Consider the following 14,124-nt stretch of genomic DNA (forward strand, 5'->3'; position numbering starts at 1 on the left):
CCCGCCGCGCCCCATCTTCCCCGTACCACCGCTCTCTCTGCCAATGTGGCGCCACCGCAGCACCAACATCCGCCGGGAATAGGGCCTTTGCGCCGTATTTACCTGCGCTTTCACCTGGGGAGAGGGAGAGCGATGCGCGCGATATCGCGTACGGCCTCGGTGGCGGCGACCGCCGTCGTCCTGGCCGTCACCGCGGCCCTGCCTACCGTGGCCGAGCCACGGGGGGACGCCGAGAGACCGCTCGTCGGCAGCGAGGCCGCCGCGAAGGAGGGGGCGGGCTCCGTCGTCACCCTCGTCACGGGCGACCGGATCCTCGTGACCAAGGACGGCTCGGGCCGCAGCGCGGCGACCGCGCTCCCCGGCGAGGACGGCACCGCCCCGCTCGTGCAGACGCGGACGTCGGGCAAGGACCTCTACGTCTACCCGGCGGGCGCCGTCACGGCGATCGCCGACGGCCGTGTCGACGAGGAGCTCTTCAACGTCACGGGCCTCGTCCGCCAGGGCTACGACGACGCGCACAGCAAGTCGCTGCCGCTCATCGCGGTCTACGACAAGTCCGTCGACGTCGCACGCAGCGCGCCCGCCGCCCCGCGCGGCGCCGAGCGCGGCCTCGTGCTCGACCCCGTCGACGGTGTGGCGCTGAAGGCCGACAAGAAGAAGGCCGCCGACTTCTGGGCGGACGTCACCAACCCCCGCTCCCGTGCCGCCGGCTCCCTCAAGAAGCTCTGGCTCGACGAGAAGATGCAGGCCAGCCTCGACCGGTCGACGAAGCAGGTGCACGCCCCCGAGGCGTGGGCCGCGGGCTACGACGGCAAGGGCACCAAGGTCGCCGTCCTCGACACCGGTGTCGACACCGACCACCCCGACCTCAAGGGGCGCGTCGCCGAGTCGAAGAACTTCACCGACTCCGACGACGCGGACGACCACCAGGGCCACGGCACCCACACCACGTCCACCGTCGGCGGTACCGGCGCGGCGAGCGACGGCAAGCAGCGCGGCGTCGCCCCCGGCACCACGCTCCTCAACGGCAAGGTCCTCAACGACTCGGGCTCCGGCGCCACTTCGTGGATCATCGCCGGTATGCAGTGGGCCGTCGACCAGGGCGCCGACGTCGTCTCCATGAGCCTCGGCAACCCCGCGCAGACCGACTGCACCGACCCGATGGCCACCGCCACCGAGGAACTCGCGCAGTCCTCGAAGAACACCCTCTTCGTCATCGCGGCGGGCAACACCGGCCCGGCGAACAACACGGTCTCCTCGCCCGGCTGCGCCCCGAGCGTCCTGACCGTCGGCGCCGTCGACGGCGACGACTCCACCGCGAACTTCTCCAGCCGCGGCCCCGCCTACGGCTCGCACACCCTCAAGCCCGAGATCACCGCGCCCGGCGTCGCCATCTCGGCCGCCGCCGCGGGCGGCCGGGGCATCTACGCGTACCAGTCCATGAGCGGTACGTCGATGGCGACCCCGCACGTCGCGGGCGCCGCCGCCATCGTCAAGCAGCGCCACCCCGACTGGAGCGCCCAGCAGATCAAGGCGGCCCTCGTGTCCTCCGCGGACGCGGACATCCCGGGCGACGTGCGCGAGACCGGTGGCGGGCGCCTCGACGTGAAGGCCGCGATCGACGAGAAGGTGCTCGGCGCGAGCGCCGTCCAGGGCGGCAGTTTCAACTGGCCGCAGGACAGCAGCGACCGCACCACCGTCGACGTGCCCTACACCAACACCACTGACAAGCCGGTGCGGTTGAGCCTGACCGTCAAGGGCGTCACCGGCAACGACGGCTCCGCCGTCCGCTCCTCGGTCGCGAGGCTCGGCGAGCGCACGGTCACCGTCCCGGCGGGGGCGACCGTCGAGGTCCCCCTGAAGATCGACCCCACGGCCTCGCTCGAAGCCGCCCAGTACGGCGACGTCACCGGCCGCGTGCTCGCCACCGCTGACGGCGTAGGCGTCTCCACGCCCTTCTCGCTGTATGTGCAGCCCGAGACGGTCACCCTGCGCGTCAAGCTCGTCGACCGCGCCGGCAAGCCCGCCGCCGGGCAGTCGTCCGTCGACCTGATCGGCACCGACGACGCCAGCGGTGAGCGCCGCTTCAACGAGGGCGCCGCCGACCAGACGTACCAGGTGCGTCCGGGCCGCTACTTCCTCTCCAGCTTCGTCGCCACGCCCGACAACGAGGGCACCCTCATCAACTCCCTTTCCTACCTGGCCCGCCCGCAGCTCGACGTCAAGAAGGACACCACCGTCGTCCTCGACGCGCGCAAGGCCGGCCGGCTGAGCGTGGAGACCGACAAGGCGTCCGAAGTGCGGGGCGCCACCCTCGGGTTCGCGCGCAGCTGGGACGACACCTGGCTGCACGCGGGCACCGCGGCGGGCGGCCGGAGCATCAAGGGCTACTACGCCGACGTCGAGGGCCGCGCCACCGACGGCACCTTCGAGTTCGACAGCTTCTGGCGCGCATCGGCCCCGCAGATCTCCGAACTCGCCGTCGTCGGCGGGCAGAAGCTGCACCCGGTGACCGCCAACACCAGCTCCAACAACCTGGACGGCACCGGACAGGCGCAGATCGTCGACGCCAAGGCCGGCACGCCCGAGGATCTGACGGCCGCCGGGGTCAAGGGCAAGATCGCGCTCGTGAAGCTGCCGGACACCGGAGCCGCCTCCGCGGTCGCGTCGAACGCCAGGGCCGCCGGGGCCGTCGCGGTCATCGGCTACCGCGAGGCAGCGGGCCGCTGGTACCCGTCCACCGGCTACGTGGGCGGTGCCCTGCCCGTCCTCGGCCTGCCCACCGACGAGGCCACGGCCCTGCTCGGCAAGCTCGCCTCCGGCGAGGTCACGCTGCGCTGGAAGGCCACGGCGAAGAGCCCGTACCTCTACAACCTGGCCTTCCCGGAGACCGGCCCCATCGGCTCGGACCGCACCTACCGGGTCCACGACAAGGACCTCGCCGCGAACAAGGCCACCTACCGCGCGATGGGCACGGCCACCGACTACCTCGACCTGCCCTCCGCCGCCCGGCCCTCCGGTCTCGTCGCGTACAACGGCGACCTCGACACCGTCGCCGCGCCCTCGCAGCGCACCGAGTATTACTCGGCGGGCACCACCGGCTGGGGCCATCAGGTCTCCAGCAGCTTCCCGTGGGGCGAGTTCATGATCGACCCCGTGCGGACGTACCAGAAGGGCGAGCAGCGCACCGAGGAGTGGTACGGCGGCGTCCTCGCGCCGACGAGCCCGCTCGACGACGGCGGGCAGCAGGTGCTCGCCGCCGAGCGCCAGGGCAACCTCATCGGTGTCGCGCCCGGCTTCTGGGGAGACGCCGGACACCAGGGGATCCAGGGCAGTTTCGGAGACATCGGCGGGATGTCGCTCAAGCGTGACGGCGAGCTGATCGGCTCCAGCGGCTGGCCGTCCGGAGTGTTCACCGTCCCGGCCGACGACTCCGCGTACGAGCTCACCCTGGAAACCCACAAGATCGGCTCCAAGGTCTGGAACCGCTCCACCGGGACCCTCACCACGTGGTCGTTCCGCTCGCACCTCGAGGAGAACGTCTACTCGCAGGGCATCCCGCTGCTCTTCCCGCACCTGACCCTGCCCGAGGACGGTCTCAAGACCCTCGCCGCGCAGGACGGTCAGCGGATCGGCCTGACCGCGACCGGGCACGCCGGATACGCGCCCGGTGACCTCACCAAGGTGGCCCTCGCGTACTCGTACGACGGCGGCGCGACCTGGACCGAGGCGAAGACGGCCGAGAGCGGCGGCAAGTGGAGCGCGACCGTGAACCACGCGGGTGCATCCGGCAAGCAGGTCACCCTGAAGGCCCAACTGACCGATTCCAAGGGCAACTCGGTCGAACAGACGGTGACGCGCGCCTACGACGTGCGCTGATCACCGAACGAGGCGGTCCGCCGGGCGTCCTTCCCGTGGGGGGTGGGGTCGTCCGGCGGACCTTTTTCGCGTCGATCCTGGTCTTTTCGGGCCATTTCTGGTCGTTTTCGAGTGTCCCGTTTTCGTACGGCCCGTGAGGTGGACAATAGGGGCATGAGCCAGCAGGGGGAGAGGCACTCCGGCCGACACGGTCAAGGCGACGACTGGTGGGGGCAGTTGTACGACGACTCCACCGACGACACGGGTCCGACCCCGGCCCCGGACACCCTCGACGACCGCTTCGCCTCGGCATCGGGGACGGTCTCGCCGCCGGGGCCCGATCCGGCCGATGAGCGGGTGCCGGTCCCGGAGCGCGCGCCCGTCCCGGAACAGGCGCCCGTCCCGGAACAGCGGAGGGTGCCACCGCCACCATCACCACCGCCACCCTCACCACCGCTGCCCGCGCCTGCCCCACCCGTGGACCCGCCGCCGGATCCGGGCACCCCGCGCGCCCCCTGGGAACCTCCGGCACACGCCCCGGGGCGCCCCCAGAATTTCCCGCCCGGGCCACCGCCGCCCGGCCACCGGTCATCACCACCGCCACCCCCTCCCGCAGCCGCGCCGGACCTCCGCACCGCCGACGCCGACGCGCCCGCCGCAGACGCGGCCCCCGACGTCCCCCCCGGCCAGGACGCGCCCGTCGCCGGCGAACCCGAGCCCCGCCCCACACCCCTCGTGGTCCCCTACGTGGGCGACGGCCCGCCCACCTACGACGCCGAGCCCACCGCGCTCCCGCCCGCCGACCCCGACACCCTCTTCGACCTCGTCGCCGACACCGTCCTCGACGGCGCCAGATACGGGAGATCCACCCTGCGCGCGGTGTCCGTGCGCGGCGACTCCGCGCGCTACCGGGGCGAGCCCCGCCGCGACTGCCTGCTCACCGCCCGGTTCGGCACGGGGCCCGGCGCGCTGATCCTGGTCGCCATGGCCACCGGCGCCCGCGCCGCACCCGGAGCGCACCGCGCGGCGGCCGAGGCCTGCGACTGGATCGGCCGCGCCGTCGGCCGCAGCCACGCCCGTCTCGCCGAGGACATCCGCGCCGCCCACCGGGGCGACCTCAAGTCGGGCCTGCACCGCCTGACCGACCGCAGCCTCGGCAAGCTCAGGGCCAGCGCCGCCGAGCAGGGCCTCGAACCGGAGGAGTACACGGCGAGCCTGCGCTGCCTCCTGCTGCCCGCGGACCCCGACTGCCGCACCCGCGTGTTCTTCGGCGTCGGCGGAGGCGGCCTGTTCCGGCTGCGCGACGGCGAGTGGCAGGACATCGAGCCGCAGGTCTCCGAGGTGTCGGGCGCCCCCGTCGTCGGCTACGGCTCACCGCCGCCGGAGACCCCCGACGGCGACCGCCTGACCATGGACCTCGGGATCACCACGCCCCCGAGCCCGTACGAGCCGGCCCCCGAGCAGCCGCGCGACCCGTTCCGATTCCGCGCCTCCGTCGCCCGCCCGGGTGACGCACTCCTGCTCTGCACGGCGGGCCTCGCCGAGCCCCTGCGTGGTGAGCCCGAGCTGTCCGGGCATCTCACACGCCGCTGGAACGGGAGCGGACCGCCCGGCCTCACCGCCTTCCTCGCCGACACCCAGGTACGGGTCAAGGGATACGCGGACGACCGCACGGCCGCCGCAGTTTGGGAGGCGTAACCCCGCGCGCTGTGAATTCATGGGGAAAGGAGTGTCCTCGGTACCCGGTTCGTGAAGGGGCGCGTGAGTCATGGCCAAGCAGAACGTCGCCGAGCAGTTCGTCGACATCCTCGTCCGGGCGGGCGTCAAGCGCATGTACGGCGTCGTCGGTGACAGCCTGAACCCGGTCGTCGACGCGATCCGCCGCAACTCCGCGATCGACTGGATCCACGTACGGCACGAGGAGACCGCGGCGTTCGCCGCCGGGGCGGAGGCACAGATCACGGGGAAGCTGACGTCCTGCGCCGGCTCCTGCGGCCCCGGCAATCTGCACCTCATCAACGGGCTCTACGACGCCCACCGCTCCATGGCCCCGGTCCTGGCCCTCGCCTCGCACATCCCGTCGAGCGAGATCGGCCTCGGCTACTTCCAGGAGACCCACCCCGACCGGCTCTTCCAGGAGTGCTCGCACTACAGCGAGATGATCTCCAGCCCGCAGCAGATGCCGCGCGTCCTGCAGACGGCGATCCAGCACGCGGTCGGCCAGTCGGGCGTCAGCGTCGTCACGCTGCCCGGCGACATCGCCGACCGGCCCGCCCCCGAGAAGTCCATCGAGACGGCGATCGTCACGTCCCGGCCGACCATCCGCCCGGGTGACACGGAGATCGACCGGCTCGTCGAGATGATCGACGAGGCCGCCAAGGTCACCCTCTTCTGCGGCAGCGGCACCGCGGGCGCGCACGCCGAGGTCATGGAGTTCGCCGAGAAGGTCAAGTCGCCCGTCGGGCACGCCCTGCGCGGCAAGGAATGGATTCAGTACGACAACCCGTTCGACGTCGGGATGAGCGGGCTCCTCGGGTACGGCGCCGCGTACGAGGCGACGCACGAGTGCGATCTGCTGATCCTGCTCGGCACGGACTTCCCGTACAACGCGTTCCTGCCGCAGAAGGACGTGAAGATCGTCCAGGTCGATGTCAGGCCCGAGCACCTCGGCCGGCGCTCGAAGCTGGACCTCGCCGTGTGGGGCGACGTACGCGAGACGCTGCGCTGTCTGACCCCGCGCGTGCAGCCGAAGACGAACCGGCGCTTCCTCGACAAGATGCTGAAGAAGCACGCGGACACGCTCGAAGGTGTCATCAAGGCGTACACCAAGAAGGTCGAGAAGCACGTCCCGATCCACCCCGAGTACGTCGCCTCCGTACTGGACGAACTCGCCGCCGAAGACGCGGTGTTCACGGTCGACACCGGCATGTGCAACGTGTGGGCGGCGCGCTACATCTCGCCCAACGGGCGCCGCCGGGTGATCGGTTCGTTCTCGCACGGCTCCATGGCCAACGCGCTGCCGATGGCGATCGGCGCCCAGTTCGTCGACCGGAACCGTCAGGTCGTCTCGATGTCGGGCGACGGCGGGTTCTCCATGCTGATGGGCGACTTCCTGACCCTCGTCCAGCACGACCTGCCGGTCAAGGTCGTCCTCTTCGACAACTCGTCCCTCTCCATGGTCGAGTTGGAGATGCTCGTGGCGGGGCTCCCGTCGTACGGGACGACGAACAAGAACCCTGACTTCGCTGCCGTCGCGCGCGCGTGCGGCGCGTACGGGGTGCGTGTCGAGAAGCCGAAGCAGCTCGCCGGGGCGCTCAAGGACGCCTTCAGGCACAAGGGCCCCGCCCTCGTCGACATCGTCACCGACCCCAACGCCCTGTCGATCCCGCCGAGGATCAGCGCCGAGATGGTGACGGGCTTCGCGCTCTCCGCTTCCAAGATCGTCCTGGACGGCGGCGTCGGCCGCATGGTGCAGATGGCCCGCTCCAACATCCGCAACGTGCCGCGTCCGTAGCCGGCATGTGCCGCCCTGCCGGCGCCTGCCGGGCCACGAGTTCGTTGGTGGATGAATCCACAGGAGTGCGGACATGCGTGCGGGGCATGCATTCCCATGTACGCGTTCGAGCGTGGTCGCAGGAGAAGGGGCAAGGTCATCGGCGTGCGGGCGGGGGTCATGAAACGGCTGGTACGAAGGCGAGGTCCCACCACGGTGGCCGGACGCTCCCCGACGGAGGAAGCGCCGGGCGGCGACGGGGCGGCGGCAGAGGGCACGACGGACGGCGGCGCGAAGCTCAGGCGGACGCTGGGGCGGTCGGACCTGCGGGCGGTTCCCGAGGCGAGGCGCGCACTGCGGGAACTCCTCGAGGAGTGGGGCCCGCCGGAGAGGTCGCAGACCGCGGAGCTGCTCACCAGCGAACTGGTGACGAACGCCCTGGTGCATACCGACCACGACGCCGTCCTGACGGCCACCGTAGGGCCCAAGCGGCTCCGGGTGGAGGTCAGGGACTTCGTGGGGCGCAGGCCGAGGCTGCGCGCACCGGTCGCCGACGACGGTACGAACGGCCGGGGTCTCGTCCTGGTGCAGTCCCTCGCGGACGCCTGGGGCGTACGGGCCCTGGGAGTGGGCAAGGTGGTCTGGTTCGAACTGGACGGCGGTCCCGCGTGACACCGCGGGACCACCGCCCCCAACGGCACGCCCGCCGGGCCTTACTCCCTTCGGACGCCAGGCCGTAGGGTCTCTCGTCCGGATCACGCCGGGCTCGCGGGGGCCTGGTCCGGCCTGATCCGAACGAAAGGCCCTAGCCGAATTGCTGCTCGAGGTCCTTGAGCTTCTGCTCCAGTGAGTCGAGCCGCGGCAGGGCCTGGGTGTCGTCCTCCGCCGTGAGGTCGACCGTGACGGGCTTGCCGGCTTCATGGCCGCTCTTGACGGCCTGGAGGGAGGGACGCGCGCGCAGCGGGAGCTGTTCCTGCGGTGAGGGCGGCGAGTCCTCCGATATGGCAGGATCCGCGCCGACCTGCCCCGCGCCGGCCCCCGCGGAGACGGCGGCCTGCACGTCCACCTGGCGCCCTCCGCGCCCGCCGAGCGCGCGGTGGCCCCGGCTGATCGCCTTGAGCTGAGCCCGCTCCAGCTTCTCGTGCTCGCGCCTGCGCAGCCGGTTCTGCTCCTTCTCGCGCTTGTCCTCGCGCACCTCCTCCACCGCCTCGTCCAGGGTGCGCACCCCTTCGAGCAGCATCAGCGACCAGGCGCCGTACGTCTCGCGGGGGGCGCGCAGCCACCGCACGATCCGGATCTGCGGCAACGGCCTCGGCACCAGGCCCTGTTCACGCAGGGCCGCGCGGCGCGTCTGCTTCAGCGCGCGGTCGAAGAGGACCGCGGCGGACAGGGACATGCCGGCGAAGAAGTGCGGGGCGCCCGCGTGGCTGATGCCGCGCGGCGCGTGCACCCAGTTGAACCAGGCGGCGGCGCCCGCGAAGGTCCACACGAGTATCCGGGAGCCGAGCGCCGCGTCGCCGTGGCTCGCCTCGCGCACCGCCAGCACGGAGCAGAACATGGCCGCGCCGTCGAGGCCGAACGGGACGAGGTACTCCCAGCCCCCGGACAGGTTCAGGTTCTGCTGGCCGAAGCCGACAAGCCCGTGGAAGGAGAGCGCGGCGGCCACGGCGGCGCAGCAGAACAGGAGCAGGTAGGACGCGGTGCCGTAGACGGCCTCCTTGCGCCTGCGGCGTTCCTCGCTGCGCTCCCACGAGTCCTCGGTCGATGCGGCCGCCTTCTCCCCGGCGCGCCTGCCGCGCGCGAGGACCGCCACCGCCGCCAGCAGGCCCAGGAGCAGCACGGCGCCGGGAAGCAGCCAGTCCAGCGATATGTCGGTCAGTCTCATCTGGGGTCCCTTGCGTCGCGGTAGGGCTTTTCGGCCGCCATATTGGCTCAAGGCCACTGGCCCGCAAGGAGTTTCGGGACAAGAGAACGCCATTGGAGTGCGAGGGGGCGTAAGAAGCGGGCATGCGCTCGAACTCGCTTGAGGATGAGGGAAGTTGAGTTCGAATCGCGTCACCCGAAAGGGTGGTTCACGGAGAAGGGGATTCCGTCATCGCGCTCAGACGGTTGCGCTCAGCCTCGCCACACGGTCCGCGTCGCAGGTGCGGGGGCACGTCACGCAGGTGTCCTCGGGACGCAGCGTGTAGAAGAGGCAGCAGCTCGCCCGGTCGCGGGTCGGCAGCGACTGCCCCTCGGGGCCGGTGAGTTCACGGAACGCGGCCTTGCCGACGTACGGCTTCGTCGTGCCGGGCAGCAGCAGTTCGAGCTCCCGCATCGCGCGGTGCTCCTCGCCGAGCAGATGGGCGATGCACCAGAGGCCCTCGACGATCTCGTCGGTCGCCATGCCCCACAGGGCGCGCGGGCCGCGCCGCATCCGCGGCCCGAATCCGGTGAGCACCGGGCCGAGGTGGTCGGCGACGGCCGCGCGCACCTCGGCCCGCAGCGCCTCCTCGTCCGGCACGACGTGGGCGCCGGGCAGGGCGGCGGCCGGGTCGCCCGGCAGGCAGGCGAAGTCGGTGACGCGTACGGCCATGCGGCCCAGGGTGCGCTGGAAGGCGACATTCGTCACGGGGAAGCGTGGGACCCGGCGGTCCAGGAACCACGGCACCGTGACCAGCAGGCAGGCGGGCCAGGCGTAGCGGTGCAGGCCGAAGCTGGCCACGACGTCCGGGCGGGCCTGCTGCCCGTAGTCCTTGAGCACCTGCGCGTTGTCCCACGCGAGGAACGCGTCCAGGGCGGGTCCGCCCTCCGCGAGCCGGGCGGCGCCGACCCAGCCGCCGCCCTGAGGGGGCTGCTCGGTGTCGGCGAGCTCCGTGATCCGCAGACCCGCGAACACCTCGGTCAGCCGGGTGTACGCGGGCGTGAGCGCGCTGGTGGCCACGGGGACCGATGCGGGAAAAGGCATGCAGGGGACCACCGAATCGCGATCGTTTGCAGGTAAGCCTTACCTTACCCGAACTGTCGGGGGTTTGAACTGAGGGCCGGGCGGCCTATGGTTCTGCGTTGGACGAATCGCACGGAATACCGACGACCGGGGAGGACCGGGGTGGAGCAGGCCAGAACGCGCGCCGACAGCACCGCCTCAGGGCTGCCCGCGGGCGTTCCCGAGCGGCGGGGCACCGTCGAGTGGCACCAGGTGCCCGAGCAGACCCGGGGCGAGCACACTCACAGCGAGACGCCGCTGCCGCGGCCCCGCGTCGAGCGGACCTCCGTGCGCGGGCAGGTGCTCGACGCGCTGCGCACCGCGCTCGTCGACGGCGACCTCGTGCCCGGCGAGGTCTACTCCGCGCCCGCCCTCGGGGACGGCCTCGGTGTCTCGGCGACGCCCGTCCGTGAGGCGATGCAGCAGCTGGCCCGCGAAGGCGCCGTCGAGGTCGTGCCGAACCGCGGCTTCCGCGTCACCGAGCGCAGCGCCCGCGAGCTCGCCGAGCTGGCCGAGGTGCGGGCCCTGATCGAGGTGCCTGTGGTGCTGCGACTCGCCCGTACGGTGCCGGTGGCGCGCTGGGCCGAGCTGCGGCCCCTCGCCGACGCGACGGCCGTCGCGGCCGCCGGCGGCGACCGTGCGCACTACGCGGAGACGGACCGCGCCTTCCACCGCGCGATGCTCGCCCTCGGCGGCAACGAACAGCTCGTACGGGTCGCGGACGACCTGCACCGCCGCTCGCAGTGGCCGCTGCCCGGCGGCGGACCGCTGTCCCGCCGCGCCGACCTGCTGGCCGACGCCGCGGAACACATGGCACTCCTCGCGGCCCTGGAGGCCCAGGACCTCACGGTGGTGCAGGCGCTGGTGCGGGAGCACTTCGCCGGGGCGGCGGACTGACGGCGCCGCCATCGGTCCACGCCTGACCGTCAGGCCGCCGTCGGCAAGTGCTCCGCCAGCCAGGTGGGGACGCCGCCGAGGAGGCGGAACAGGCGGGACGCCTCCGCACGCAAGCGGGCCGCCGCCTCCGGGTCGGGTTCCGCCTCCGCGAGGGAAGCGAGCGCCGGTGCCGTGCCGATCAGGTAGCCGAGTTCCTCGCGGATGCGCAGCGACTCGGCGAAACCGTGCCGCGCCTCCGTCAACTCGCCTTCGCGCAGGGCGAGTCCGGCCAGATGGCGCCAGGTGAAGGACAGCAGCAGCGGATCGGGGTGCGCCGTCGCACCCGCGTGGGCCCTGCGGTACGCGGCCCTGGCCGCCTGCGGCGAGTCGGACAGGTTCTCCGCCATCAGGCCGCGCCGGAAGTCCAGCAGGGCGCGTCCCGGGGCGCCGGGCGGGAGCAGGGCGGCGGCCCTGCCGAGCGCGGAGCGCGCCTCGTCGGCCCGGTCCCGTACCCCCAACAGCGTTGCGGAGTAGGCGAGTTGACCGCGCTCGCAGGCCGCGGCGCCGCGTTCGGCGTCGTCGTGGGCCAGTGCCTCCGCGGCGCGCAGCGCATCCTCCGCGGCTGCCCAGCCCTGCTCCGTGTAGAGGCAGCGCTCCCCGAGCAGAGCGGCCCGCTGGAGCGCGGCCCGCGCGTCCGTCGCGGCGAGCCGCTCGAGCAGCGCGGCCGCGTCGGTCCAGCAGGCGCGTGAGCGCAGCCGCCATACCGCGGTCTGGAGTGGATCGTCCCCTGCAGTCGTTCCGGAACCAGACATGGCGGTATGCGCCACGTTGCCCTCCCCGAGCACACCATTGAGCCGAGCTGTCGTGCGCGCATCTCAGCACGGATGGGCGCACTCGGCCAAGGGGGTGGGTGAAAGATTTCACAATCGCATGGGGTGGCGGACGGGGTTCGAAACACCCCTCGGGCGGCCCGAGTTCAGCTCATACGCAGGGCCAGGAAGAAGTCCAGCTTGTCCTCGAGCCGCGAGAGATCGCGGTTGGTGAGCTGTTCGATCCGCCCGACGCGGTAGCGCAGCGTGTTGACGTGGAGGTGCAGACGGCTCGCGCAGCGCGTCCACGAACCGTCGCAGTCGAGGAACGCCTCCAGGGTCGGAATGAGCTCGGCGCGGTGCTTGCGGTCGTAGTCGCGCAGCGGGTCGAGGAGGCGGGCCGTGAAGGCGCGGCGCACGTCGTCCGGGACGAACGGCAGCAGCAGGACGTGCGAGGCCAGCTCCTGGTGACCCGCGGCGCACACGCGCCCCGTACGGGCCGCGGCGACGCGGCGGGCGTGCCGTGCCTCCTCCAGGGCCCCGCGCAGCCCCTCCGCCGAGTGCACGGCGGCGCTGACGCCCAGCGTGAGCCGTCCGTCGTCCGCGAGGCCCGCCGTCAGCGGATCGCGTACGGAGTCCAGGAGCGCGTCCGCGTGCAGCCCCGCCTGCACCCCGTCGTGCTCGTCCGGCACGGCGGGCAGCGGCACCAGGGCGATGGCCTCGTCGCCGTTGTGGGCGACGGCGATGCGGTCGGAGGGCTCGGGCCCCGCCGACAGGGGGTCGACGAGGATCTCCTCCAGGAGCGACTGGGCGACCGGGCCGCCCTCGATGTCGCCGCCGTCCCACTCGACCTTCGCCACGATGACCTGCCAGTGCGGGGCGGCGCCGAGGCCGGGGAGCAGCACGGGCGCGGCGACGCGCAGGCGTGCGGCGATCTCGGCGGGGGCGGCGCCCGTCTGGACCAGTTCGAGGACCTCCTGCGCGAGCCGGCGGCGCACGGTGCGCGCCGCGTCGCGGCGGTCGCGCTCGACGGCGATCAGCTGGGTCACGCCCTGGAGCAGGTCGAGCCGCTCCTCGGGCCAGTCGCTCGCGTCCGCCTCGACGGCGAGCAGCCAGTCGGACAGGACCGTCTCGCGCACGTCACGGGAGGCGGGCGTCGCGCCGCGGCCCGCGCTGCGGATCGGGAAGAGCGAGTACGTCGTGCCCCCCGACCCGTCGCCCGGCCGCCGCCCCTCATCGAGTCGCTTCGCGCCGCCCCCCTCGATCGTCACCCGGTGCGGCCCGCGCCGCCCCGTGCGGGTGGCCGCCAGGTGCTCGGCCGCGAGGCGGGCGCAGACGCCGGCGGGCAGCTCGGGGCCCGCCGCGCTCGACCCGGCGATGGCCCGGCCCGCGGGGGAGAGCACCCAGGCGCGCAGGTCGAGGTCGGTGCCGAGCAGGTCGAGGACCACGTCGGGGCCGCCGCCCGCGGGGCCGGACGTCATGAGGCGCCGGTGCCGGTCGACGACGGCGGCCAGGTCGCCGGCCCGCTCGCCCGAGACCTGGCGCACGACGTGCTCGGTGACCGTCGCGAAGGCGACGGACTCGTTCACCGCGAACAGCGGGAGCCGGTGGCGGGCGCATGCCTCGACGATGTCGTCGGGGATGTCCCCGAGCTCGGCCTCACCGGCCGCGAGCGCGGCCACACCGGCCGTCGCGAGGATGCGGACGAACGGTTCGGAGTCCGCCGCGTCCCGGCGCCACGCGAGCCCGGTGAGGACCAGCTCGCCGCCGGAGAGGTAGCGGCTGGGGTCCCGCAGGTCCGTGGTCATCACACCGCGCACGGTGCGGTCCAGTTCGTCCTCGCCGCCGAGCAGCCTGAGGCCCAGCGCCTCTGTATCAAGTAGGGCGCGCAGCCGCATCTCATTGCCGCCGATCTGTCTCGAAGATTGTGCTTGCCTGACGGTGAGGCGGCCGGGGCCGCTTCCCGGGCACCGTGCCCGTGTTGCGCGTGGTTCCGCGCTTCCAGGGGAAAGCGGTGAGGTTCCCGATGCCCGCCGTTTATATGAATCTACAAGACGTCCCGGTTGGCCAGCCAACTCCTTCATGGTTTCCGTGACTGACCACGGCGGAGTGCCGCGCTGTGT

The 14,124-nt window shown here is 72.6% G+C and carries 9 protein-coding genes; 5 read left to right on the plus strand and 4 right to left on the minus strand.

Features of this window, described 5'->3' with window-relative positions:
- Window positions 1-132: 132 nt before the first annotated feature.
- From ACZ67T_RS01660 to ACZ67T_RS01675, 4 genes are all read left to right on the plus strand, one after another.
- On the plus strand, window positions 133-3,879 hold the full coding sequence (locus ACZ67T_RS01660) for a S8 family peptidase (protein WP_469980960.1): 3,747 nt from the start codon (window positions 133-135) through the stop codon (window positions 3,877-3,879).
- Window positions 3,880-4,032: 153 nt separating this feature from the next.
- Entirely contained in the window at window positions 4,033-5,556 is a 1,524-nt protein-coding gene (locus tag ACZ67T_RS01665) for a protein phosphatase 2C domain-containing protein (RefSeq protein WP_469980961.1), read from the plus strand.
- Between the two features lie 70 nt (window positions 5,557-5,626).
- Window positions 5,627-7,372, plus strand: coding sequence for a pyruvate dehydrogenase (locus ACZ67T_RS01670; RefSeq protein WP_469980962.1), 1,746 nt, complete (start codon window positions 5,627-5,629; stop codon window positions 7,370-7,372).
- A gap of 159 nt (window positions 7,373-7,531) precedes the next feature.
- The gene (locus ACZ67T_RS01675) at window positions 7,532-8,023 is read left to right on the plus strand and encodes an ATP-binding protein (RefSeq protein ID WP_469980963.1); all 492 of its coding nucleotides are present in this window, start codon (window positions 7,532-7,534) and stop codon (window positions 8,021-8,023) included.
- Window positions 8,024-8,156: 133 nt separating this feature from the next.
- Here ACZ67T_RS01675 and ACZ67T_RS01680 read toward each other — a convergent pair whose 3' ends face one another.
- Window positions 8,157-9,236, minus strand: coding sequence for a DUF2637 domain-containing protein (locus ACZ67T_RS01680; RefSeq protein WP_469980965.1), 1,080 nt, complete (start codon window positions 9,234-9,236; stop codon window positions 8,157-8,159).
- A 216-nt stretch (window positions 9,237-9,452) separates the two neighbouring features.
- Window positions 9,453-10,298, minus strand: coding sequence for a (2Fe-2S)-binding protein (locus tag ACZ67T_RS01685; RefSeq protein ID WP_469980967.1), 846 nt, complete (start codon window positions 10,296-10,298; stop codon window positions 9,453-9,455).
- Between the two features lie 141 nt (window positions 10,299-10,439).
- Between ACZ67T_RS01685 and ACZ67T_RS01690 the strand changes: the two genes are divergently transcribed.
- Window positions 10,440-11,213: a GntR family transcriptional regulator gene (locus ACZ67T_RS01690; RefSeq protein WP_469980969.1), complete on the plus strand. Its 774-nt coding sequence runs from the start codon at window positions 10,440-10,442 to the stop codon at window positions 11,211-11,213.
- 29 nt (window positions 11,214-11,242) lie between these two features.
- On the opposite strand, the gene ACZ67T_RS01695 is transcribed toward ACZ67T_RS01690, so the two are convergent.
- Window positions 11,243-12,004, minus strand: coding sequence for a hypothetical protein (locus tag ACZ67T_RS01695; RefSeq protein WP_469980971.1), 762 nt, complete (start codon window positions 12,002-12,004; stop codon window positions 11,243-11,245).
- Between the two features lie 164 nt (window positions 12,005-12,168).
- Window positions 12,169-13,899, minus strand: coding sequence for a PucR family transcriptional regulator (locus ACZ67T_RS01700; protein ID WP_469980973.1), 1,731 nt, complete (start codon window positions 13,897-13,899; stop codon window positions 12,169-12,171).
- Window positions 13,900-14,124 lie beyond the last annotated feature (225 nt).

Source organism: Streptomyces sp. NPDC107517 (genome assembly GCF_055582645.1).